Source organism: Mangrovimicrobium sediminis (assembly GCF_004745945.1).
Lineage (GTDB): Bacteria > Pseudomonadota > Gammaproteobacteria > Pseudomonadales > Halieaceae > Mangrovimicrobium > Mangrovimicrobium sediminis.
In genome coordinates, this window is record NZ_SRLE01000004.1 from 227,092 (window position 1) to 251,107 (window position 24,016).

General features: G+C 64.7%; 22 protein-coding genes. 20 read left to right on the plus strand and 2 right to left on the minus strand.

What is annotated here, in order from left to right:
* The first annotated feature begins 283 nt into the window (after positions 1 to 283).
* The 8 genes from E4634_RS04440 (at position 284) to E4634_RS04475 (ending at position 5,736) form a co-directional block, all read left to right on the plus strand.
* Positions 284 to 1,639: a serine hydrolase domain-containing protein gene (locus tag E4634_RS04440; RefSeq protein ID WP_167854766.1), complete on the plus strand. Its 1,356-nt coding sequence runs from the start codon at positions 284 to 286 to the stop codon at positions 1,637 to 1,639.
* A gap of 70 nt (positions 1,640 to 1,709) precedes the next feature.
* Entirely contained in the window at positions 1,710 to 2,195 is a 486-nt protein-coding gene (moaC, locus tag E4634_RS04445) for a cyclic pyranopterin monophosphate synthase MoaC (RefSeq protein ID WP_135441391.1), read from the plus strand.
* Positions 2,195 to 2,449 carry a MoaD/ThiS family protein gene (locus E4634_RS04450; protein WP_135441392.1) on the plus strand — a complete coding sequence of 85 codons (255 nt, stop codon included), beginning with the start codon at positions 2,195 to 2,197 and terminating at the stop codon, positions 2,447 to 2,449. Before moaC ends, E4634_RS04450 begins: the two co-directional genes overlap by 1 nt.
* A 2-nt stretch (positions 2,450 to 2,451) precedes the next feature.
* Entirely contained in the window at positions 2,452 to 2,922 is a 471-nt protein-coding gene (moaE, locus tag E4634_RS04455; RefSeq protein WP_135441393.1) for a molybdopterin synthase catalytic subunit MoaE, read from the plus strand.
* 66 nt (positions 2,923 to 2,988) lie between these two features.
* Positions 2,989 to 3,465 carry a flavin reductase family protein gene (locus tag E4634_RS04460; protein ID WP_135441394.1) on the plus strand — a complete coding sequence of 159 codons (477 nt, stop codon included), beginning with the start codon at positions 2,989 to 2,991 and terminating at the stop codon, positions 3,463 to 3,465.
* 128 nt (positions 3,466 to 3,593) lie between these two features.
* Positions 3,594 to 4,133: an NUDIX hydrolase gene (locus tag E4634_RS04465; protein WP_135441395.1), complete on the plus strand. Its 540-nt coding sequence runs from the start codon at positions 3,594 to 3,596 to the stop codon at positions 4,131 to 4,133.
* A 24-nt stretch (positions 4,134 to 4,157) separates the two neighbouring features.
* Positions 4,158 to 4,628, plus strand: coding sequence for a thioredoxin-dependent thiol peroxidase (gene bcp, locus E4634_RS04470; RefSeq protein ID WP_135441396.1), 471 nt, complete (start codon positions 4,158 to 4,160; stop codon positions 4,626 to 4,628).
* Positions 4,629 to 4,641: 13 nt separating this feature from the next.
* Positions 4,642 to 5,736 (plus strand): MBL fold metallo-hydrolase, encoded by a 1,095-nt coding sequence (locus E4634_RS04475; protein ID WP_167854767.1) that lies wholly within the window; start codon positions 4,642 to 4,644, stop codon positions 5,734 to 5,736.
* A gap of 63 nt (positions 5,737 to 5,799) precedes the next feature.
* On the opposite strand, the gene E4634_RS04480 is transcribed toward E4634_RS04475, so the two are convergent.
* A complete protein-coding gene (locus E4634_RS04480) occupies positions 5,800 to 6,300 on the minus strand; it encodes a MarR family winged helix-turn-helix transcriptional regulator (protein ID WP_167854768.1) in 501 nt (166 codons plus the stop codon).
* Between the two features lie 191 nt (positions 6,301 to 6,491).
* Between E4634_RS04480 and E4634_RS04485 the strand changes: the two genes are divergently transcribed.
* From E4634_RS04485 to thrH, 7 genes are all read left to right on the plus strand, one after another.
* Complete coding sequence (locus tag E4634_RS04485) at positions 6,492 to 7,274, plus strand: exodeoxyribonuclease III (RefSeq protein WP_135441399.1); 783 nt, start codon at positions 6,492 to 6,494, stop codon at positions 7,272 to 7,274.
* Between the two features lie 118 nt (positions 7,275 to 7,392).
* Entirely contained in the window at positions 7,393 to 7,731 is a 339-nt protein-coding gene (gene yajC / locus E4634_RS04490; protein ID WP_135441400.1) for a preprotein translocase subunit YajC, read from the plus strand.
* Positions 7,732 to 7,737: 6 nt separating this feature from the next.
* Positions 7,738 to 8,754 carry a 1-aminocyclopropane-1-carboxylate deaminase/D-cysteine desulfhydrase gene (locus E4634_RS04495; RefSeq protein WP_434783494.1) on the plus strand — a complete coding sequence of 339 codons (1,017 nt, stop codon included), beginning with the start codon at positions 7,738 to 7,740 and terminating at the stop codon, positions 8,752 to 8,754.
* A 21-nt stretch (positions 8,755 to 8,775) separates the two neighbouring features.
* On the plus strand, positions 8,776 to 10,113 hold the full coding sequence (locus E4634_RS04500) for an alanine/glycine:cation symporter family protein (protein ID WP_135441401.1): 1,338 nt from the start codon (positions 8,776 to 8,778) through the stop codon (positions 10,111 to 10,113).
* Positions 10,114 to 10,154: 41 nt separating this feature from the next.
* Entirely contained in the window at positions 10,155 to 11,054 is a 900-nt protein-coding gene (locus tag E4634_RS04505) for a 5'-nucleotidase (RefSeq protein WP_135441402.1), read from the plus strand.
* 164 nt (positions 11,055 to 11,218) lie between these two features.
* Positions 11,219 to 12,193, plus strand: coding sequence for an HTH-type transcriptional regulator CysB (cysB, locus tag E4634_RS04510; RefSeq protein WP_135441403.1), 975 nt, complete (start codon positions 11,219 to 11,221; stop codon positions 12,191 to 12,193).
* 79 nt (positions 12,194 to 12,272) lie between these two features.
* The gene (gene thrH, locus E4634_RS04515) at positions 12,273 to 12,890 is read left to right on the plus strand and encodes a bifunctional phosphoserine phosphatase/homoserine phosphotransferase ThrH (RefSeq protein ID WP_135441404.1); all 618 of its coding nucleotides are present in this window, start codon (positions 12,273 to 12,275) and stop codon (positions 12,888 to 12,890) included.
* Positions 12,891 to 13,723: 833 nt separating this feature from the next.
* Here thrH and pabB read toward each other — a convergent pair.
* Positions 13,724 to 15,082: an aminodeoxychorismate synthase component I gene (pabB, locus tag E4634_RS04520; protein WP_135441405.1), complete on the minus strand. Its 1,359-nt coding sequence runs from the start codon at positions 15,080 to 15,082 to the stop codon at positions 13,724 to 13,726.
* A 321-nt stretch (positions 15,083 to 15,403) separates the two neighbouring features.
* Between pabB and E4634_RS04525 the strand changes: the two genes are divergently transcribed.
* The 5 genes from E4634_RS04525 (at position 15,404) to meaB (ending at position 24,010) form a co-directional block, all read left to right on the plus strand.
* Positions 15,404 to 17,137: an acyl-CoA carboxylase subunit beta gene (locus E4634_RS04525; protein WP_135441406.1), complete on the plus strand. Its 1,734-nt coding sequence runs from the start codon at positions 15,404 to 15,406 to the stop codon at positions 17,135 to 17,137.
* 34 nt (positions 17,138 to 17,171) lie between these two features.
* On the plus strand, positions 17,172 to 19,985 hold the full coding sequence (locus E4634_RS04530) for an ATP-binding protein (protein ID WP_135441407.1): 2,814 nt from the start codon (positions 17,172 to 17,174) through the stop codon (positions 19,983 to 19,985).
* A 13-nt stretch (positions 19,986 to 19,998) separates the two neighbouring features.
* Positions 19,999 to 20,412, plus strand: a complete 414-nt coding sequence (gene mce, locus E4634_RS04535; protein WP_135441408.1) for a methylmalonyl-CoA epimerase — start codon at positions 19,999 to 20,001, stop codon at positions 20,410 to 20,412.
* A 107-nt stretch (positions 20,413 to 20,519) separates the two neighbouring features.
* Positions 20,520 to 22,676, plus strand: a complete 2,157-nt coding sequence (gene scpA, locus E4634_RS04540; protein WP_135441409.1) for a methylmalonyl-CoA mutase — start codon at positions 20,520 to 20,522, stop codon at positions 22,674 to 22,676.
* A 374-nt stretch (positions 22,677 to 23,050) separates the two neighbouring features.
* Entirely contained in the window at positions 23,051 to 24,010 is a 960-nt protein-coding gene (gene meaB, locus E4634_RS04545) for a methylmalonyl Co-A mutase-associated GTPase MeaB (protein ID WP_135441410.1), read from the plus strand.
* Positions 24,011 to 24,016: the final 6 nt, after the last annotated feature.

A 24,016-nucleotide genomic window follows, 5' to 3' on the forward strand; every position in this document is an offset into this window, starting at 1 on the left:
AGATATGGGTATGACTTGCTGGCGGCTGGCGCGGCGGTAGTGACTGACGACCCGGGGCTTGCCGCGTTAAAATTCCGCGGATGAAATCATCCCGATGCAGCTACAGGTTTTCACGCCATTCCGCCGGCTTACAGGCTTCCAGCCCCTGTGGCGGGCGCCGTTTCAACTGCGCTGCGCCGGGTGGCTTTTTCCCTGTGCCTCTGGCGCACGCTATCCGCCGCGCGCAGGACGAGACGGTGGACGACGTTTGTGCCGTGCTCGCCACGCGGGCGGGGTACTGAGCATGGCCCTGTCTGGCTGGTCACGCGCCATCCTGCTGAGCCTGCTGGCGCTGGTGCTACTGTTTTTCGCGGCCTTGCGGCTGGCCGGCATTCCCCTGCGCGGCGTCGATGACGCCCTGCCGGTAGCGACCGGGCTGGCGGCCAAGCTCGCCTGCTCCGCCATGCACCTGTCCGGCTTCGACGAGGCACAGGTGCGCCGGGACATCGGGCGCTTTTCGCCGGTGCTGGACCACGTTGCACTGAGTTACCCCGACTCGAAACAGGTTCGCGCGGAACTGTTCGGTGTATCCGCCACCGCGCGTTTTTATCCCGGCCTCGGCTGCACCTTGCAACACGCGCAGATGTTCCCGTTGGAATCCATCGAGGTTCCCGCGGTGCCGGCGCCTGCCGCAGCCCTGCCACTTGCAGACGCCACGCCCATGCAGGCGTTGGTGGAGGCACAACTCGCGGCAGACCGCGACGCCGGCCTGGACACCCGCGCATTGCTGGTGGTGCGCGCAGGCAAGGTGCTCGGCGAGGCCTACGCGCCTGGCATCGATGCGCAGACCGCATTGCTCGGCTGGTCCATGGGCAAAAGTGTCACCGCCATGATGGCGGGACGACTGGAGGCGCTGGGGTTGCTCACTCCGGGTGAGACGGACCTGTTTTCCGCCTGGTCCGGCGACGAGCGCGCCGCGATAACCCTTGAGCAGATGCTGCAAATGTCCTCCGGCCTGGACTTCTCCGAGCCCTATGTGCCGGGCAACGATTCCACGCGCATGCTGTTCACCGCTCCCAGCGCTTCTGCGGTGGCCATGGCCAGCCCGCTGGCGTTCCCCCCGGGGTCACACTTCGCCTACTCGTCGGGGACCACCAACCTGTTGTGCCGACTCGTCAGCGAGCGCCTCACTGGCGGACCGCAGGCGCTGGTAGACTTCTTCCAGCGCGAAGTGGTCGCACCGCTGGGCCTGCAAAACACCACCCTGGAACTGGACCCCTCCGGGGTGTTCGTCGGCAGTTCCTACATCTACGCCAGCGCCCGCGACTGGGCGCGGCTTGCTCAACCCCTGCTGCGCGACGGGCGGGTGGGCGATGCCCAGTGGCTGCCCGCAGGCTGGGTGGCGCGCGCCACCGCGCCGAACCCCAGCGACAACGAACCGCGCTACGGCTACCAGTTCTGGCTCAACGGCACACAAGGCGAATTGCGCTGGCCGGCGTTGCCCGTGGATACCTTCGCCATGTCCGGGCACAACGGCCAGGAAGTCGTGATCGTGCCATCGCGCGATACGGTGCTGGTGCGCCTGGGCTGGACCCAGGGTACTTACCCGATGGAGGCTCGGTTTGCCGACTTACTCGCCGCGCTGCCGCCCGCTGACTGAGCGCTCGGGACTGTCCTTGGCCGCTGCCATTCGCTAGACTTCCCGGCTCACTCACGACAAGAGCTGCACCATGTCGCAATTCACCCACCTGGACGAAACCGGCGCTGCGCGCATGGTCGATGTCGGTGCCAAGGAAGTGACCGAGCGGGTTGCCATTGCCCGCGCCGAGGTGCACATGCTGCCGGAAACCCTGCGCCTGTTGCGCGAGGGCGGGCACAAGAAAGGCGACGTCATCGCCGTGGCGCGCATTGCCGGTATCCAGGGCGCGAAGAAATGCTCGGACCTCATTCCGCTGTGCCACCCGCTGATGCTCAACTCGGTCAAGGTCGATTTCGAGTTCGACGAGGCCAGTAGCGCGGTGGCGATCACCGGCCAGTGCAAGGTCTCGGGCAAGACAGGCGTGGAGATGGAAGCGCTGACAGCCGTTTCCGTGGCAGCGTTGACCCTGTACGACATGTGCAAGGCGATCGACCGCGGCATGCAGATCCGCAACATCGGCCTGGTGGAAAAACTCGGCGGCAAATCCGGGCACTGGCAACGCGAGGACGGCGAGTAATGCTGCGCGTGCTGTTCTTCGGCCGGCTGCGCGAGGAACTCGGTTGCGGCGAAATCGAGGTCATTGCGGACGACAGCTGTCGCGACCTCGACGCCCTGCAGGCGCAGCTGTGTGCCGCCAACGGCGAGCGCTGGACGCGCGCACTTGGCGCAGCCAACACCATCCGCGCACTGAACCAGGTGATGGTCAGCGGTAATGCGCCGCTGGCCGATGGCGACGAAGTCGCCTTCTTTCCGCCAGTCACCGGGGGCTGAGCGTGAAGGCGTTGCTCGAAGTCAGCGTGCAGGAAAGCGATTTCGATTTGCGCATACTGCAGGGCAGCCTGTTGCGCGGCGCCGCGGAAGAGGGCGGGGTTGCCACATTCACCGGCTACGTGCGCGGCAGCAACGATCAGCGCGGCGTCAGTACCCTGCTGTTGGAACATTACCCGGGCATGACCGAACGCAGCATCCTCGCTATCCTTGAAGAGAGCGCCGAACGCTGGCCGCTGCTCGCCGCGCGGGTCGTGCACCGGGTGGGCGAACTCGCACCTGGCGACCAGATCGTCTGGGTCGGTGTCAGCGCCGCGCACCGCGAGGCCGCCTTCGCCGCCTGCGAGTTCATCATGGACTACCTCAAGACCCGTGCACCGTTCTGGAAAAAAGAGCGCGGCCCGCAGGGCGAACACTGGGTGGATGCCCGCGACAGCGACAGCGAACGGGCCGAGCGCTGGCAGGCACAGCAGTAACCAACTGGCAGGCTACAGGCAGGCACAGGCCCGGGCCGTATCACATAACAATACAGGGAGAACAAGATGGATATCGACCCGCGCGACCTGCGCAACGCCCTCGGGCGTTTCGCCACCGGCGTTTGCGTGATTACGACCGTGAGCCGTGAGGGGGAGCCCCTGGGCCTGACCGCCAATTCCTTCGCCTCGGTGTCGCTGGAGCCGCCGCTGGTGCTGTGGAGCCTGCAGAACAATTCCGAGGTCTACGACGCCTTCGCCAGTCCGCGCTATTACGCCATCAACGTACTGGCCAGCGAGCACATGGCGCTGTCCAACCGCTACGCCAAGAAGGGCGATCACCGCCTGGACCCGGCGCATATCCGCTTCGGCCGCCACGGCGCGCCGGTGCTGCGCGATGCGCTGGTCAGCTTCGAGTGTGAGTTGCATGCCACCCACGACGGTGGTGATCACGTGATCATCGTCGGCCGCATCCGCGACATGCTGACCCGGCCCACCGGCGAGCCGCTGCTGTTCTACTGCGGCGCGTATCGCGAACTGCACTGACGCGCAGCGCGCTGTCCCCAAGTCGAAAGACCACACCCAGCAAAAGGTTTGAGCCTGTCGCGCCCGCTCGCCCCGCGAGCGGCGACGCTTTATACTGAGGGGCTTATGGCTTCCGGCGCGATACCCCGATGAAATTCTGTACCAGCTGCGGTCACGCGGTGGCGCTGCGCGTGCCCGAGGGCGACGACCGCGAGCGCTATGTCTGCACCGCCTGCGAGTTCATTCACTACACCAATCCGCGCATCATCGTCGGCTGCCTGCCGGTGTACGAGGACAAGGTCCTGTTGTGCAAGCGCGCCATCGAGCCGCGCTACGGCCTGTGGACGCTGCCCGCCGGGTTCATGGAAAACGGCGAGACCACCATGGCCGGCGCCGCCCGCGAAACCTGGGAGGAGGCCCGCGCCCGGGTCAGCAACCTCGAGTTGTACCGCATCTTCGACCTGCCCTACATCAGCCAGGTATACATGTTCTACCGCTGCGATCTCGACGACGGTAAGTACGGCGTCGGCCCCGAGAGCCTGGAGAGCGGGCTGTACCGCGAGGACCAGATTCCCTGGGACGAGATCGCTTTCCCGGTGGTGCGTGAAACCCTGCAGGACTACTTTCGCGACCGCCGCGCCGGCAGCTACCCGATACAGGTGATGCCGCTCGAATACCGCCCCCACTAACGCTCCGAGAACGAGGACAATCCCATGACGTACCCCAAGATCGGCAACCTGGCCCCGGCCTTCACCCTGCTCGACCAGGACGGCAACAAGGTCAGCCTGAAGCAGTTCCGCGACAAGAAGAACGTGGTGCTGTACTTCTACCCGAAGGCGATGACCCCCGGTTGCACGGTGCAGGCCTGTGGCCTGCGCGACGTCAAAAAGGACCTCGACAAGCGTGACGCGGTGGTGCTCGGCGTCAGCCCGGACCCGGTCAAGCGCCTGCCCAAATTCATCGAGAAAGAGGGCCTGAACTTCACCTTGCTGTCCGATGAGGACCATGCAATCGCGGAAAAATACGGCTGCTGGGGCATGAAGAAGTTCATGGGCAAGGAGTTCATGGGCCTGATCCGCACCACTTACATCATCGGCAAGGACGGCCGCCTGAAGACTGTCATGGACAAGTTCAAGACCAAGACCCACCACGAGGATGTGCTGGCGGAGCTGGACGCGCTGTAGGGCGTCACCTCCCATGCTGACTTACCCCTTCGAGGACACGCTGCCGCCCGCCGGCCAGGCCATCGACGTCGCCCCCGGCGTGCGTTGGGTGCGCATGTCGTTGCCGCTGGTGCTCAACCACATCAACCTCTACCTGCTGGAGGACGACGACGGCTGGTGGATCGTGGATACCGGCATGGCGCTGGGCGAGACCCGCGAACTGTGGGAGCGGGTGTTTGCCGCACACCTGGATGGCAAGCCGGTGAAGGCGGTGCTTTCCACCCACTGGCACCCGGACCACACCGGTCTGGCGGGCTGGCTGTGCGAGCGCTGGCAGGTGCCGTTTTACATTACCCGCACCGAGTTCCTCACCGGTATGTTCTACACCCGCTCCAGTCCCGAACAGATCGGCGCCGAGCTGGAGGAGCACCAGCAGCGCTGCGGTCGCTCCGCCGAGGATGCCGCGGTGGTGAAGAAATCCATGGGCGGCCTGCGCGATATGGTGAGCCCGCTGCCGTGCTCCTACCAGCGCCTCACCGATGGCATGACCCTGCCAATTCGCGCCCATCGCTGGCGCGTGCTGATCGGCCGCGGCCACTCGCCGGAGCACGCCTGCCTGTACAGCGAATCACTGAACGTGCTGATTTCCGGGGACCAGGTCATCCCGCGCATTTCCAGCAACATCAGCGTTGCCGCGGATGAACCCGATGCCAACCCGCTCAAGGAGTGGTTGCATTCGTTGGAGCACTTCCTCGAGGCGCTGCCCGACGATGCCCTGGTGCTGCCCGCGCACAACGTGCCGTTCCACGGCCTGCATCACCGCCTGCGCCACCTGATCGAACACCATGAGGACAACCTGCTGGCATTGGAGGAGGCGCTGGTGGATACCGAGCGTACCGCCATTGAACTGGTGCCGTTCATGTTTCACCGCAAGCTGACCGAGGAGCAGGTGGGGATGGCCCTCGGTGAGTGCCTGTCGCACCTCAACTACCTGTTCCAGCGCGGCCAGGTGGCGCGCCGCACGGATGCCCAGGGGCGCTTCCTGTATACCTCGGTGGACGACACCCTGCCGCTGCGCCTGCGCCAGCGCAGGGATCCGAAGGACGACTGGCAGCCGCTGCAGGTATAGGTAAATCAATAGCTTAGAAGGGACACCTGAAGCTCGACAGAGCTTCAGGTGTGGGCAGTTCGTTCAGTTCTGGTCCGCCCAGGACTCCGGCAGGTAGTCGAGCTCTAGGCGGTCTACCGCCTGGCGCAGGCGCTGCTCCAGGTCATCCAGTTCGCGGGCGCCAATTTTCTGCACGTAGTGCGCGCGCACCTCGTCGACCACCTCCAGGGCGTCCGCCACCAGTTGCAGACCGCGCTCGGTGAAGCGGATTTCCTTGGCCCGTTTATCGCTGCTGTCGATGGCGCGGTCGACATAGCCCAGGCGTTCGAGTTCCTTGAGCAGCTTGCCCATGGCCTGCTGGGTCACCTTGGCGCGCTCGGCCAGTTCGGTGACGCGCACCGAGCCGGTGCCGAGGTTGGACAGCACCTGGCTGTGGGACGGTCGGATGTCGCTGTAGCCGCGTTCGGCGATACCGCGCAGGACGCGGCGGTCGTAATCGCGATAGAACTCCTGCAGCAGGCGCGGCAGGTTATTGGATAGCTTGAATGCGATCTCGCGATTGGCTTCGGACGTGGTCTTGGTCAATGTATGCGCCTCCCCTGTGCGGCTACCTGGTGCCAGCCGCCGGTTCCTGTTGTTGTTGTCTCGTGATGGTACCAAGCTCGTGGGGGCTTCCGGCCCGCCTGCGGCTATTCTACCCATGACGCGGCGCGCGTTGAACACGGATTATCGCTTCCGTTACACTGCGCCGCGACTTGAAACAGGAGCAGCAGGGCGTGGCCAGAATCATCACGGTAAACACCAACGGAATTCGCTCGGCGGCGCGCAAGGGCTTCTTCGAGTGGCTGGCGCAACAGGATGCGGACGTGGTGTGCATCCAGGAGACCAAGGCCCAGGAGCACCAGCTTGAGGATTCAGTGTTCTACCCCGAGGGCTACCACTGTTATTACAACGACGCCGAGAAAAAAGGCTATTCCGGCACCGCCCTGTATAGCCGGGTGAAACCGCGGCAGGTTGTCAGCCGCCTCGGCTGGGACCCGGCCGACAACGAGGGCCGCTACCTGCAGGCCGACTACGACGGTCTCAGCGTGATCTCCCTGTATATGCCTTCGGGCTCCTCCAGCGAGGCCGCGCTGGAGAAGAAATACGGCTTCATGGACCGCTTCCTGGAGCATCTCAAGAGCCTGCGCCGCAAGCGCCGCGAGTTCGTGATCTGCGCCGACTGGAACATCTGCCACAAGGAGATCGACCTCAAGAACTGGCGCGGCAACCAGAAGAATTCCGGCTTCCTGCCCGAGGAGCGTGCCTGGCTGGACCGCCTCTACGACGAGGTCGGTTATATCGACTCCTTCCGCCTGGTGAACGGGGAACCCGAGCAGTACACCTGGTGGTCCAACCGCGGCCAGGCCTGGGCCAAGAACGTGGGCTGGCGCCTGGATTACCAGGTCATCACCCCGAAGCTGCGCGACAAGGTCCTGGCCGCCGACATCTACCGCGACGAGCGTTTTTCCGACCACGCGCCGCAGATCATGGACTACGATTTCGAGATCGGCGCCTGAGCCGCGACGCGTTGCGGGTCGTGGGCAAACCCGGTACATTGTGCCGCTTTCCGGAGTGGCCGGACTGCCCCGGGAAACCCGTTCCAATGATTCATACCAACTGCAAGGTGACTCACGCATGAGCCTGTTTATTGCCAGCGCCCACGCCCAGGCGGCGGGCGGCCAGCCCCCGCCCGGCGGCGAACTGTTCCAGATCGGTTTCCTGGTGCTGCTGTTCGTCCTGTTCTACTTCATCGCTATCCGCCCGCAGCGCAAGCGGCAGAAGGAGCACGCCGAGTTGGTCTCCAGCCTGTCCAAGGGCGACGAGGTGGTTACCAGTTCCGGCATCCTGGGCAAGGTGACCGCGCTCGACGACAACTACATGGTGCTCAACGTCGCCAACAACGTCGATATGAAGTTCCAGCGCGTGCACGTGCACGCCGTCCTGCCCAAGGGCACGCTCAAGACCATCGGCTGATCCCGCGTGGTGCGCCCAGGTCTCGAGTACCCCCGTCGCAACGCACTGGCGCGCACCCCGACCCCGCTACAGTTTCTCGAACGCGCTACCGCCCGCTGGGGTGGTGGCCATCGCCTGTGGATGAAGCGCGACGACCTCACCGGCTGCCTGCTCAGCGGCAACAAGGTGCGCAAGCTCGAGTTCATCACCGCCTACGCCCAGGACCACGGCTACGACACGCTGATCACCTGCGGCGGTCTGCAGTCCAACCACGCCCGCGCCACGGCATTCGCCGCCGCACAACTGGGTATGGGCGCACACCTGATCCTGCGCGGCGAGGCGCCTGAGGCGCCAGAGGGCAACCTGTTGCTCGACCACCTCGCCGGCGCCGCGGTCAGCTGCTATTCGCTGCGCGAGTATGTCAGCGGCCTGGAGGAACTGTTCCGCCACTGGCAGGAACACTACGCGGCGCGCGGGCGCAAGGCGCTGGCCGTGCCCACCGGCGGCAGCGATGGCCTGGGCATCTGGGGTTACATCGCCGCCTGCGGTGAATTGTCTGAAGATTTCGACGTCGTCGGCATCGAGGCCGCGCATATCGTCTGCGCCACCGGCTCCGGCGGCACCCAGGCCGGCCTGACCCTGGGGGCACAATTGCACGGGCTGCCGGCGCAGGTGTGGGGCGTGAACGTGTGCGACGACGAGCGCTACTTCCTCGACAAGGTCGCCGCCGATGCCGCCCAGTGGCGCGAACGCTACCCGCAGGTGCCGCACATCCAACCGGACACCCGGGTCATCGACGGTTACGTCGGCGCGGGTTACGCTAAGGCCAGCCCCGAGATTTTCGCCCTGATCCAGTCGCTGGCGAGCCTGGAAGGTATCCTGCTCGACCCGGTGTACACCGGCAAAGCCTTCGCCGGCATGCTGGACCAGATAGCGGCGGGGCGCTTCGCCGGCGTGCGCGATATTGTCTTCGTGCACACCGGCGGGGTATTCGGCGTGTTTCCGCAAAGCGGGGGCTTCGCCTGGGACACGCCGCCCGCCTGACCTATTCGACTGGGGAGTCACATGACCGAGATCATCACCGTTATCAACGGCTACGCCTGGGGACCGATCATGCTGGTCCTGTTGCTGGGCACCGGCGTCTACCTGAGCCTGGGCCTGCGCTTCATGACCTTGCGCAAAATCCCCGTGGCCCTGCGCCTGCTGCTGCAGGGCCGCAGTGGCAAGGGGGAGGGCGATATCTCGCCGTTCAGCGCGTTGATGACCTCGCTGTCCGCCACCATCGGTACCGGTAACATCGCCGGCGTGGCCACCGCGGTCGCCCTGGGCGGTCCGGGGGCGTTGTTCTGGATGTGGATCACCGCACTGGTGGGCATGGCCACCAAGTACGCGGAGGCGGTATGCGCGGTCACCTTCCGCGAACAGGATGAACTGGGCAATTACAGCGGCGGCCCTATGTACTACATCCGCAACGGGCTAAAGTCCCACTGGCACTGGCTGGCCTATATGTTCGCGCTGTTCGGCTCCCTCGCCGGCTTCGGCCTGGCCAACACCGTGCAGTCCAATTCCGTCGCCGAAGTGCTCGGCGACGCCTTCAACGTGCCGCCGCTGGTCACCGGCCTGGTGCTGATGGTGTTGGTCGGCGCGGTAGTACTGGGCGGCATCAAGCGCATCGCCTCGGTGGCCAGTTACCTGGTGCCGATCATGGCGCTGTCCTATGTGCTGCTCGCGCTGCTGGTGCTGCTGCTGAACGCCAGTGAAATTCCCGGTGCCGTGGTCACCATTGTCGAGTCCGCGTTTACCGGTTCCGCAGCGACTGGCGGCTTCGCCGGCGCCAGCGTGTGGATGGCCCTGCGCTTCGGTGTGGCGCGCGGTATCTTTTCCAACGAGGCGGGCCTGGGCAGCGCGCCCATCGCCCACGCCGCCGCGCGCACCAACCAGCCGGTGCAGCAGGGCATGATCGCCATGCTCGGCACCTTCATCGACACCTTGGTAGTGTGCACCATGACCGGCCTGGTGATCGTCATCATGGATGTGCTGCCCAGTGGCGACAGCGGCGCCACGCTGACTTCCTCGGCCTTCGCCATGGCGTTCCCCGGCGGCCAGTACATCGTGACAATCGGCCTGTGTTTGTTTGCGTTCACCACCATGATCGGCTGGTCCGTGTACGGCGAGCGCTGCCTGGTGTTCCTGGTCGGTGCGCGGGGCATCCTGCCGTTTCGCATCCTCTGGGTCCTGGCCATCCCGGTAGGCACACTCGTGCACCTGGACCTGATCTGGCTTATCGCCGATACCCTCAATGCGTTCATGGCCATTCCCAACCTGATCGCGCTGCTGTTGCTGGGTCCGCTGGTATTTCGCATCACCCGCGAGTACTTTGCCGACCGCGACACGCCGCACTGAGGGGCTGGCGGCGCAGCGGACAACTGGTTAAGCTCGAAGCCATGCCCGAACGCACCGACGACAAACTGGTTATCGCGATTTCCTCGCGCGCTTTGTTCGATCTGAAGGCCAGTCACCAGGTCTTCGAGAACGAGGGCCTGGAGGCGTACTCCGCCTACCAGATTGCCCACGAGGACGAGCCGCTCAAGCCCGGGGAGGCGTTTCCCCTGGCGCAGAAGCTGCTGCGCATCAACGACCAACTGGGCGAGGATGCCCGCGTAGAGATCGTGCTGCTCTCGCGCAACAGCGCCGACACCGGCCTGCGTGTGTTTAATTCCATCGAGCACTACGGCCTGTCCATCCGCCGCGCCGCGTTCTGCGGCGGCGAGAGTCCCTGGCGCTACATCAACGCCTTCGGCTGCCAGCTGTTCCTGTCCAACGAGGCTGAGGACGTGCGCTACGCCCTGGACTGCGGTGTCGCCGCGGCGACGCTGCTCTCCGGCGGCAGCCAGGACCTGGGCAGCGAGCAACTGCGCTTTGCCTTCGATGGCGACGCGGTGATCTTCTCCGACGAGGCCGAGCGCGTGTTCAAGCGCGAGGGACTGGAGGCGTTTACCGCCAGCGAAAAAGCCTCCGCCCGCGAGCCGCTGGCGGGCGGTCCGTTCCAGCCGTTTCTCGCCGCGTTGCACCGTTTGCAACAGGCTTTTCCCGCCAGCGAGGCACCGATCCGCACCGCACTGGTCACCGCGCGCTCGGCGCCGGCCCACGAGCGCGTCATCCGCACACTGCGCGCCTGGAATATCCGTATCGACGAGTCGATCTTCCTCGGCGGCCTGGACAAGGCGGACTTCCTGCGCGCCTACCGCGCGGACGTGTTCTTCGACGACCAGCAGACTCACTGCCAGTCAGCCAGCCCCCATGTGGCCACCGGCCACGTGCCCCACGGGGTGGCCAACTCCTGACCCGGACGGGCCCAGACTTATTCCCATACCCCATGGCATTTGGCCTCGCCTATGGCTACTCTTTATAAGACGTGGCCTGGCGGGGTGGACATGAACGCGCTTTTTTCTCATCGCGTATCGCTGGTGGGCGAGCCAGGACAGCATGCGGTTTTCGGAGGCCTTGCATGAAATTGCAGCAATTGCGCTATATCTGGGAAGTGGCCCACCACGACCTCAATGTGTCCGCTACCGCGCAAAGCCTGTACACCTCCCAGCCGGGCATCAGCAAACAGATCCGCCTGCTGGAAGACGAACTCGGCGTCGAGGTGTTCGCCCGCAGCGGCAAGCACCTGACCCACATCACCCCGGCCGGAGAGGCTATCCTCGAGGCGGCGGGGGAGGTGCTGCGCAAGGTCGAGAGCATCAAGCAGGTCGCCCAGGAGTACTCCAACGAGAAAAAGGGCAGTTTGTCCATCGCCACCACCCACACCCAGGCCCGTTACGCCCTGCCGGCGACTATCCGCGGCTTTATCGAGCGCTACCCGGATGTCGCCCTGCACATGCACCAGGGCACGCCAATGCAGATCTCGCAGCTCGCCGCCGACGGCACTGTGGATTTCGCCATCGCCACCGAGGCCCTGGAGCTGTTTTCCGACCTGATCATGATGCCCTGTTACCGCTGGAACCGCTGCATCCTGGTGCCGCGCGACCACGCCCTGGCGCAGGTCTCGGAGCTGACCCTGGAAGATGTTGCCGAACATCCCATCGTCACCTACGTGTTCGGCTTCACCGGCCGCTCGCGGCTGGATGAGGCCTTCGTCCAGCGCGGCCTGGTGCCCAAGGTGGTGTTCACCGCCGCCGACGCCGACGTCATCAAGACCTACGTGCGCCTGGGCCTGGGCATCGGCATCGTCGCCGCCATGGCCCACGACCCGGAGATCGACGAGGACCTCGTCGCCCTCGACGCCAGCCACCTGTTCTCTTCCAGCGTGACCCGCATCGGCTGCCGCCGCGGCACTTTCCTGCGCGGTTACATGTACGAATTCATCGAGGATTTCGCCCCGCACCTGACCCGCGACGTGGTCGATGCCGCCTTCCACGCCAGCACCAAGGCGGAAGTCGAGCAGCTGTTCGCGGGCATCGACCTGCCGGTCTACTGACGCCCCGTCCGGGGCTTGTGCCTGCCGCCGCAAACCCGTAGATTGTGCGGCTGTTTTGACTGCCGCAGGAGAATACCGCGTGGAACTGGCCTGTCTCGACCTGGAAGGTGTCCTGGTCCCGGAAATCTGGATTGCATTCGCCGAGAAAACCGGCATCCCGGAACTGCGCGCCACCACCCGGGACATCCCGGACTACAACGTCCTCATGCGCCAGCGCCTGGGCATCCTCGACCAGCACGGCCTGAAGATCGACGACATCCAGGAGGTCATCGCCACGCTGGAACCGCTCCCGGGCGCGATCGACTTCGTCAACTGGCTGCGCGAGCGCTTCCAGGTGATCATCCTCTCCGACACTTTCTACGAATTCTCCCAGCCGCTGATGCGCCAGCTGGGCTGGCCGACGCTGTTCTGCCACCGCCTGGTCACCGATGCGGACGGCCGCGTGGTCGACTACAAGCTCCGCCAGGAAGACCCGAAGCGGATGTCGGTAAAGGCCCTGCATTCCCTCAACTACCGCGTTATCGCGGCGGGCGACTCCTACAACGACACGACGATGCTGGGCGAGGCGGACGTGGGCATCCTGATCCATGCGCCGCAGAACGTGATCGACGAGTTTCCGCAGTTCCGCTCGGTGAAGACGCTGGAGGAGCTGAAGGTTGCGTTCCTCGAGGCCAGTGATCGGGACCTGAGTCTCTAGGTTTTTCGACTGCTCCTGCTGGGGCGAGCTGATATGCGTTGGTCAGATAGATTGACCGAACAATAGCGTGTATCGGTTGTTGCAGATGCTTCGTTGGTTGCGGTTTGAACTGGCCTGGGTTCGTCACCCGGCGGCTTTACGACGGCTTACCCCTGTCCGGGATCGCCAAAAAGCGTACGTCCATGTACAGGCTCGGCGGCCGCCATCCATGGCGGCCGACGTCCCGGACAGGGGTAAGCCGTCGTAAATCCTTGGATTGGGCGCAACTAGTTGGAAACGGCGTATTTGAAAATGCGCAATCGAGAGTATTGCGTCGCTGATTGCGAGAACGCTTTGCCAGTCGTTACACGGTACATCGCCTCCGTTGAACTCCTGCGCACCAGGATCGCTACTCTTCGAGAGCGCTCACCACCTCGCCGCATCTCGGCGGCTCCCAGATTATTCACCCGAATTTCCGGCCTCGCCCAACACTGAGGCTCCGCACCCGTACCGCCCCTCACCGGGACGTCGGCGGCCATGGATGGCCGCCGCCGAGCCTGTACATGGACGTACGCTTTTTGGCGATCCCGGTGAGGGGCGGTACGGGTGCGGGGCCGTCGGGTAATGAACCAATCTCATCGGCAAACCTCGGCAAACCAAGCGAAATATCGACGCACGCATTCTAGCGATTCTGGATACGACCAGTACGGGTAAGAGCCGTCGGGTAGCGAAATTGTCGCGCCAGCAAACCTCGGCAAACCCGAGCAGAACTCAGAAGCGACGTCCCAAGCGTTGAGCATGCCGGTCAGGCAGAACGCGTCGGTCCGAATCCGAACGCGCAGCAGGGGCGAGGACTAGTTCATAGCCTCGAGCACTTCGAGGAAGCGCCCAACCTTGTCGAAAGTCTCCTGGTATTCGGCGTCCCACTCCGAGTCGGCGACAATCCCGCCGCCGCCCCAGCAGCGAATCTCGCCCCCCGCGCAGAGCAAAGTGCGAATCGCGATATTGCTGTCCATCCGCCCGTCGGCGCTGACGTAGAAGATACTGCCGCAGTAGACCTCCCGCGGGTCTGGCTCGAGTTCCGCGATAATCTGCATCGACCGGCGCTTCGGGGCCCCCGTGATCGAGCCGCCGGGAAAGCTGTCGCGCAGTAGGTCGTAGGCGCCGCGCCCCGGACGCAGATCGCCGCTGATGCTGCTGACCAGGTGGTGCACCGTGGGGAAACTGTGTACTTCGAACAGCGCGTCGACGTGGATCGAGCCCGGTACGCAGTTGCGGCCCAGGTCGTTGCGCAGCAGGTCGACGATCATCAGGTTTTCGGCGCGGTCCTTGATTGAGCGACGCAGCTGTGCGGCGTTCATTTCGTCGATCACCGTGTCCGCGTGGCGCGCGCGGGTGCCCTTGATCGGCGCGGTCTGCACGTGCTGGCCGTGCAGGGCGAGGAAGCGTTCCGGCGAGAGGCTCATGATCGCGCCGCCTTCCGGCAGCGCCAGGTAGGCCGAATAGGGCGCGGCAGCCGTGACGCGCAGGGCGCGGTAGGCGTGCCAGGGGTCGCCGTGGCAGGCGGCGTGGAAACGCTGCGCCAGATTGACCTGGTAGCAATCGCCGGCCTCGATGTAATCGCGGATGCGGGCGAACGCGGCGCGGTACTCGTCTGCGGTGAAGTTGGACTGGAAGCGGCCTTTGAGGGCGAAGGGCGAGGAGGGCGGTTTCTGCGCAGCGGCAAGGCGGCGGCGCAGGTCCTCGCGCACTCCGGGCGCGAGTGATGGCTGCGCCACCAGCACCGCGCGTTGCAACAGGTGGTCCTGGACCAGGGCCCAGTCGTAGGCGCCCACGCGGGCGCCGGAATACTCGCCCGGCGATGTGCGTGCCGCGACGTGGTTTAGCGGATTGCCGCTGTCGTAGCCGAGGAAACCGAGCAGGCCACCGCTGAAGGGGATGTCCGGCGTCGCCGCGTGTACGTCGCCATAGCGCTCGCGGTGAAAGCGCGCGAGTTCGTCGTAGTAGCTGCGCCATGCGCTGGTGTCTGCGTCTGGAGCGGGCGGCGCGGGCGTGGGGGCGGGCAGGGCGCAGAGGATGTCGTAGCGGCCGCGCTGGCTGTGCGGGTGGCTCGAATCCAGGAATGCGGCTCCGGGGAGGTCGGCAATCGCCTCGAACAGGGCGCCGCTGTCCGCGCGGTAGGTGATCTCTTCCAGCGATAGCGTGGCGCTCATAGACCTGGCGTAGACCACTCCCGAAACAATGTTGACACTGACCACAATTGGCACCCGCGTACACCGGTGCCGATATTCCTGGCCGCTAGTGTAAACTATCCCCCCGCGGGACCCCTATGGCACTGTTAATTTGCTGTTAAAACATGGCTTTACGTTCGCCATGCAATTGACTTTGCAGGTCTTCGCAATTAAGGTAACACGCCGAATTTCGGGTAGGTTGCGACCCAGGTCCGCCTGTCCACCCCGTCTTGCAAATCCAGCACCTCGCAGAAGGTCGCGCAAGCTCTCCCCGGCCCGTGGCCGACTTTTGGATCAAGGAATATGACAACAGACAGCACCCAGGACCTGATCGCCAGCCTTGAAAACCCCTTCGCGGAGAAGGACGAACACGAATTTCGCGTGCCCGGGCAGATCGCCACGGAACCCGGCATCTACGAAAAAGCGCTGAAGCACGGTTGGGAGCTGCAACAGCGCCCCTACAAGGCCGCCGGCGTGAAGAACACCCAGCGCCAGCACCAGAAGCACCGCATGACGGTGTGGGAGCGCATCCAGTGCCTGGCCGATGAAGAGCCCACCGTGCTGTACCAGAACTGGGGCCCGAACCTCGACGGCGCCTCGCTGGTCACCGCGCTGATCAAGGTCAACGGCCGCGATGTCGCCATCTACGGCCACGACTTCACCGTGCGCGCCGGCTCCATGGACGCCACCAACGGCGAGAAACTCGCCCGCCTGTTCGAGTTGGCTGCCAAGCGCGGCATTCCGCTGGTCGGCATGAACGATTCCGCCGGCGCCTACATTCCCGCCGGTGTGGGCGGCCTCGACGGCTACGCCGACGCCTTCACCGCGCTGCGCAAGATCTCCGGCGTGATTCCCAGCATCATGTGCATGTTCGGCTTCAACGCCGGCGGCGGCTCCTACCTGCCGCGCCAGGGCTCGTTCCTGATCCAGCCCAACGAGACCTTCTTCGGCCTGACCGGCCCGGGCGTGGTCAAGTCCGTGCTCGGCGAGGACGTAACCCCCGATGAACTGGGTGGCCCCGGCGTACACAGCCAGAGCGGCGTCACCGATTTCGTGGTCCCCGACGAGGTGGCGGCCCTGCGCAAGGTGCGCGCGCTGCTCGACTACCTGCCCAGCAACAACGGCGAGATGGCCCCGTACCGCCCGTCCTCGGACCCGGTCAGCCGCAAGACCTGGGACATCGATATCCTGCTGAAAAAAGCCTTCAACTCGCCCACCGGGTTCAACACGCCCTTCGACATCAGCATCATGATCCAGCAGCTGTGCGACCACGGCGACTTCGTGGAAGTGCAGTCCGAGCGCGCGCGCAACACGATCACCGCCCTGGGCCGCATGGGCGGCCACGTCATCGGTTTCGTCGCCAACAACTCGTCGGTCGCCTCCGGGCAGATCGACATCGCCGCGGCCTACAAGAACGCGCGCTTCATCCGCTTCTGCAACCTGTACAACATCCCGATGATCTTCCTCGAGGACACCACCGGCTTTCTGCCCGGTCGCGAACAAGAGACAGGCGGTATCGTGCAGGCCGGCCGCGCCATGCTCGACGCCATCGTCGACCTGCGCACGCCGCGCTTCCTGGTGCTGGTGCGCAACGCCTTCGGCGGCGCCTACGCCTCCTACAACAACTATCCCACCGGTGCGGATTTCGTCGTCGCGCTGCCCACCACCCGGGTGGCGGTAATGGGCCCGGCGGGCGTGGAGTACGTGTACAAGGACGAACTGAAGAAAATCCGCGGCTCGGTGAAAGAGCGCATCGCCAAAGAGACCGAGGCGCAAAAGGCCGCTGGTCTCGGCGACGAGGACGCCAAAGCTGCCGCCGAGCAGCTGGTCAAGGACTGGGTGAAGTCGGAAGAGGCCCTGCTGGCCCAGCGCTACGAGCGCGAGTTGATGAACCCGGACGAGGCGCTGAGCCTGGGCTCGATCTCGCAGATCGTCATGCCCTCCGACCTGCGCCAGGTGCTTACCGAGCACATGGATTTCTGCCTGCGTCACTACCAGCCGGAACCGCTGCAATCCGTGCAGCGCGAATTCCACTGACCGGCCCGCCGCAAGAACAACGAGGATTTATCACGTGTCCAACGAGCACTATCTGAACAACCCGCTCATCCACCGCGACCGCCGGCTGGGTCGCCGCCACAGCAACTGGGCCAACCAGTTCGACTGCACCCACATGCGGCCGCTGATCATCTGCCGCGGGCCGATTCGCAAGGAAGCCATGGATGTCTTCGCCGAGATGGGCATCACCGAATTCGGCATCCTGCTGTCCGAGAAGGACTCCATCGTCTACCAGAATGCCCTGGCGCCCGAACTGCGCACCATCACCAATCCGGACCGCATCCACCGCGTGCCGGACTACACCGGCGCCAACAAGGAGGAGCGCGACCAGCGCATCCGCCAGATCATCGCCATCGCGCGGGAGAACGGCTACAACTCGATCTTCGCCGGCTACGGCTTCATGGCCGAGGACGAGACCATGGTCGCCGCCATGGAAGAGGCGGGCCTGAACTTTATCGGCCCGTGCTCGCGCACCGTGCACGACGCCGGCCTCAAGGACGAAGCCAAGCGCACCGCGCTGAAATCCGGTGTGTCGGTCACCCCCGGTATCGACAACGGCACCGCGCTCACCCTGTTGAAGAAACACCCGGACGTTGCCGCGCTCAAGGCGCTGGTCGCCGAGCAGGGCCTCGAGGTGGATGCCGCGCAACTGGACGACCCCGAGATCGAACTGGTGGACAAGGCGGACATTGTCCTGGCCGCGTCTTACGACAAGGGTGTAGACCTCTACACCGTCGATGAGCTGTGCGAGGCACTCACCGAAGCGGTGGAGAAAATGGCCGCGGACTACCCCGAGAACCGCGTGCGCCTGAAAGCGATTTCCGGCGGCGGCGGCAAGGGCCAGCGTATCCTCGGCATCGGCGAGGCCAAGCGCACGCCGGAGATGGTACGCGAGATCCTCAACGAGGTGAAAACCACCGGCGTCGGCGACAACAAGAACGTGCTGGTGGAACTCAACATCGAGACCACCCGCCACCAGGAAATCCAGGTGATCGGCAACGGCCAGTGGTGCACGACCATGGGCGGCCGCGACTGCTCCCTGCAGATGCACGAGCAGAAGCTGCTGGAAGTCTCGGTGACGGTGGAATCCCTGAAGGCCTCGCTGGAACAGGCGCAGGCCGCGGGTCGCACCGAGGAGGCGCGGGTGCTGGCGCAGGACGTGAAAACCCTGCAGGCCATGGAAGAAGAGGCCGCGCGCTTCGGCAAGGCAGTGGGGCTGGATTCAGTGTCCACCTTCGAGTGCATCGTCGACCGCGACAAGCACTTCTTCATGGAGATGAACACCCGTATCCAGGTGGAACACCGCGTCACCGAGCTGTGCTACGCGCTGGAATTCGCCAACCCGGATAACCCGGAGGACAGCTTCGTCGTCGAATCCCTGGTCGAGGCCATGGTGCTGCTGGCCGCCCACGGGCCGAAGCTGCCCGAGCCGCGACGTATCGTGCGTCATGACGACTCGGTGGAGGCGCGCCTGAACGCCACCAACCAGGCGCTGCAGCCGAACGCGGGCGGGGTGATCGAGTACTGGTCCGACGCCGCGGAAGGCGAGATCCGGGACGACCAGGGCATCAGCCTGCACAATCCGGATACCGACACCTTCATGAAGTACACCCTGGCCGGCGCCTACGATTCCAATATCGCGCTGCTGCTGACCGTGGGTGAGACGCGCATGCAGACCTACGAGCGCATGGCCGAGGTGATCCGCCAGACCAGCATGCGCGGCAAGGACCTGCACACCAACCTGGAGTTCCACTACGGCCTGGTGAACTGGTTTATCGGCCAGAACATCAACGCCCGCCCGACCACGCGGTTCATCGTGCCCTACCTGACCGCGGTCGGTGAACTGAAGCGCCAGGCCAACAACCTGGACCTCGACTACGCCTGGCAGCGCATCTGCGCCGCGGCGCTGGCCGGAGAGAGCGGCGACGGCGCCGCCGCGCTGAAGAAAACCCTGGAGCGCAAGCAGACCCTGCTGCTGCGCCCGCTGCAGATCCTGCTGTCCGAGGCGCATATCCTGAGCGGCTGGCTGAGCATCAACGCCGACGCCTGCACCATCGTCGACGGGCAGTTGAGCTGGAACGAGAACCCGGTGGAATTGCTCGCGGATACCTACCACTTCCTGAACATGGACTTCGTCCACGGCTTGCCCGCGGCGAGCATGATCTGGGATCACGACAACGAGGTCCTGCAGTCTGCGCTGGATTTCTACAACGAGCTCAACAACCGCCTGGACGCAGGCAACTGGGTGGAACTGGACTCGCTGCTGGCGCAGGAGGCGGCCCCGGCGGGCATCGACGCCGCGACCTGGGCGCAGGTGCGCGCGGCGCACAAGGGCTTCCAGGCCGGTGTCGACCTGCTGGCCGTGTTGCCGAGCATCGCCCTGGCCACCCAGTACTACGAGCTTAGCGTCAACGACGACCTGACCATTCACATCCCCGAGCGCCTGCTCGACGCCGAGCACCAGTCGGCCATGGCCAAGGTGTTGGCGCCGCCGCCGGTGGCCAAGTCCGACGAGATCGTCGCTGCCAGTGGCGGCATGTTCTACTCGCGCGAAACCCCGGCGCACGACGTGTATGTGAAGGCCGGCGACCACTTCGAAGCGGGCGACCCGCTGTTCATCATCGAAGTGATGAAGATGTTCAACAAGGTCTACGCGCCGTTCGCCGGCACCGTGGATGATGTGCTGGTGGACACCGACGGCGTCATCGTCAGCAAGGGCCAGCCGATCTTCAAGGTCACCCCGGACGAGAAGATCGTGGTGGAATCCCCCGAGGATATCGCCGCCCGTCGCCGCCAGGCCACCGACGCCTTCCTCGCGCAAATCGCCTAAGGAGTAGTTGCAGATGATTACCGCACTCGACCACATCGCGATCGCCGTCCCCGACTTCGAGGCGGCGATCAAGCGTTTCATGGAAGACTTCGGCCTGGAATTCAAGGGCACCGAGGATGTCGCCGAGGCGAAGACTTCCACTGCGTTCTTCCCGTTGCCGCCGACCCAGATTGAACTGGTCCACCCGCTCAATGGCGAGGGCCCGATCGCCAAGTACCTCGAGAAGAAGCCGGGCGGGCTGCACCACATCTGCTTCCGCTCGGACAACATCGTGGAGGACGTCGAGCGCCTCAAGGCCAAGGGCTACCAGTTCCTCAGCGACGCCCCCGGCCCCGGCGCCCACGGCTGCAAGGTAATCTTCATTCACCCGAAGAGCTGCGACGGCGTGCTGATCGAAATCAACCAGCCCGCGGCCGACGGCCACTGACTGGTCACCGAGCACCGGGGTCAGAGCCCTTTTTTAGCTTTGTAAAAAAGGGCTCTGGCCCCTATCGGCCCCTATCTCGCCGACCCCAATCACGAGAGACATAACCCATGAGCGACAAAATCTACGACAAGTCCAAGGCGACCCCCGAAACCTGGGCCGCGACGGCCGAAAAGCAGATGCGCGGCAAGCCGCTGGATTCGCTGATCTGGCACACCCCGGAAGGCATCGACGTCAAGCCGCTGTACACCGCGGCGGACCTCGAAGGGCTCGAGTACGCCGACACCATGCCTGGCATCAGCCCCTACATCCGCGGCCCGCAGGCGACCATGTACGCCGGGCGCCCGTGGACCATTCGCCAGTACGCGGGCTTCTCCACCGCCGAGGAATCCAACGCCTTCTACCGCAAGGCGCTGGCCGCCGGCGGGCAGGGCATCTCCGTGGCCTTCGACCTCGCCACCCACCGCGGCTATGACTCCGACCACCCGCGGGTCACCGGCGACGTGGGCAAGGCCGGTGTCGCCATCGACTCCGTCGAGGACATGAAAATCCTGTTCGACGGCATCCCGCTGGATAAGGTCTCTGTTTCCATGACCATGAACGGCGCCGTGCTGCCGGTACTGGCGGGCTATATCGTCGCCGCGGAAGAGCAGGGTGTATCCCAGGACCTGCTGGCGGGCACCATCCAGAACGACATCCTCAAAGAGTTCATGGTGCGCAACACCTACATTTACCCGCCGGCCCCGAGCATGAAGATCATCGGCGACATCATCGCCTACTGCTCGGAGCACATGCCCAAGTTCAACACCATTTCCATCTCCGGCTACCACATCCAGGAAGCCGGTGCGAACGCCGCGCTGGAGCTGGCCTACACCCTGGCCGACGGCAAGGAATACATCCGCACCGCACTGGCCGCGGGTCTGGATATCGACCAGTTCGCGCCGCGACTGTCGTTCTTCTGGGGCATCGGCATGAACTTCTACATGGAGATCGCCAAGATGCGCGCCGCGCGCCTGCTGTGGGCGCAGATTGTCGGCGAGTTCAACCCGAGCAACCCGAAGAGCTCCATGCTGCGCACCCACAGCCAGACCTCCGGCTGGTCGCTCACCGAGCAGGACCCCTACAACAATGTGGTGCGCACCACCATCGAGGCGATGGCCGCGGTGTTCGGCGGTACCCAGTCCCTGCACACCAACGCCTTCGACGAGGCCATCGCGCTGCCCACCGAATTCTCCGCGCGCATCGCCCGCAACACCCAGCTGATCATCCAGGAAGAGACCGGCATCACCAAGGTCGTCGACCCCTGGGGCGGTTCCTACCTCATGGAAAGCCTGACCAAGGACATCGCCGATAAGGCCTGGGAACTGATCACCGAGATCGAGGAAGCCGGCGGCATGGCCAAGGCCATCGAAACCGGCATGCCCAAGCTGCGCATCGAGGAAGCCGCCGCCCAGAAACAGGCGCGCATCGACCGCGGCGAAGACGTCATCGTCGGCGTCAACAAGTACAAGATCGACACAGAGGAAGATTTCGACACCCTGGAGATCGATAACCAGGCGGTGCGCGAAGCACAGCTCAAGCGCCTCGCCGCCCTGCGTGAAAAACGCGATGAAGCTGCCGTGGAAGCGATCCTCGAGGACATCTACCAGGCCGCAATCTCCGGCGACGGCAACCTGCTGGCCCTGTCCGTCGAGGCCACCCGCCGCCGCGCCACCGTCGGCGAGATCTCCTTCGCCATGGAGCGCGAGTTCGGCCGCTTCAACGCCCACGCACAGACAGTCTCCGGTGTTTACGGCAGCGCCTTCCAGGAAGACGAGGGCTGGAAAGCCATCGGCGCCGACATCGACGCCTTCGTCGAGCAACACGGCCGCCGGCCGCGCATGCTGGTGTGCAAGATGGGCCAGGACGGCCACGACCGCGGCGCGAAAGTCGTCGCCACGGCCTTCGCCGACGCGGGCTTCGATATCGACCTCTCGCCGATGTTCTCCACCCCGGAAGAAGTCGCGCGCCAGGCGATCGAGAACGACGTGCACGTGGTGGGCGCCTCCTCCCTGGCTGCCGGTCACAAGACCCTGGTACCCGAGTTGGTCGAAGAGCTGAAGAAGCAGGGCGCTGAGGATATCGTGGTGATCGCCGGTGGGGTGATTCCGCGCAAGGACTACGACTACCTGTACAACGCTGGCGTGAAGTGCATCTTTGGGCCCGGCACGCCGATTCCGGTGTGTGCGCGGGAGGTGCTCGACGCTGTTAGCGAAGCGCAGGGCTGACCGGGGCGAAGGGTTCTCTACTGTTCTGTACCCGGCGCGCTCCAGCACCGAACACGCCTTTGCGGACACGCCAAACAGCGTACGTCCATGTACAGGCTCGGCGCCCGCCATCCATGGCGGTCGATGGTCCGCAAAGGCGTGTTCGGTGCTGAAGCGCTCAGTTCAGGCCCCAATCCCGCCTGAGGTACGTATTTGCCTTAGACGCCGGTACAAGCGAAGTGCCGGCAATCGGGCGCTTCTCGGACCGTCAGCGGCCATGGATGGCCGCTGCCGAGCCTGTACATGGACGTACGCTTTTTGGCGTGTCCGCGAAGCGCCCGATTGTCGGCGCGGCGCGGCCAGCACACCGGAACAAGATCGAGACAAAATCCTGTATGACCGCGTTTGACCTCGAAAAACTCCTCTCCGGCAACCGCCGCGCACTGGCCAAGGCCATCACCCTGGTCGAGAGCAAGCTGCCCGCCCACCGCGAACAGGCCCAGGACATCCTTGAGCAGGTGCTCCCGCACAGCGGCAACAGCATGCGCGTGGGTATCACCGGCGTACCGGGTGTCGGCAAATCCACGTTCATCGAAGCGTTCGGCCTGTACCTGATCGAGCAGGGCAAGCGCGTCGCCGTGCTGGCCGTGGACCCCAGTTCGCCGATCGCCGGCGGCTCGATCCTCGGCGACAAGACACGCATGGAACACCTGTCGCGGGCCGAGGGCGCTTATATCCGTCCGTCGCCCTCCGAAGGCGCGCTGGGCGGCGTAGCGCAAAAGACCCGCGAGACCATGCTGCTGTGCGAGGCGGCGGGCTACGACGTGATCCTGGTGGAGACCGTGGGCGTTGGCCAGAGCGAGTACCAGGTTGCCGGCATGGTGGATTTTTTCATGGTGCTGATGCTGCCCGGCGGCGGCGATGAACTGCAGGGCATCAAGAAGGGCATTATGGAGCTGGCAGATGCGCTGGTGATCAACAAGGCCGATGGCGACAGCGAGCGCCTGGCGATGCTGACGCGCCAGCAGTACACCAGCGCGATGAACCTGCTGCGCCACACCAGCTTCTGGACACCCCGGGTGATGACCTGCTCGGCGCTGAAGAACCTGCATATCGACGCGGTGTGGGGCATGCTGGTGGACTATTACCTGCAGGCCCAGGACAACGGCTGGTTTACCGAGAAGCGCGCCAAGCAGAACCGCGACTGGATGCACCAGCTGGTACAGGAGATGCTGTTGCTGAAACTACGCGGTAACCCCGAGGTGCGGCGCATGTTGCCCGAGCTGGAGCAGGGGGTTGCCAGCGCACAGATCACAGCCTACGCTGCGGCAAAGCAGATAATCGACGCCCTCTAGGGCGGC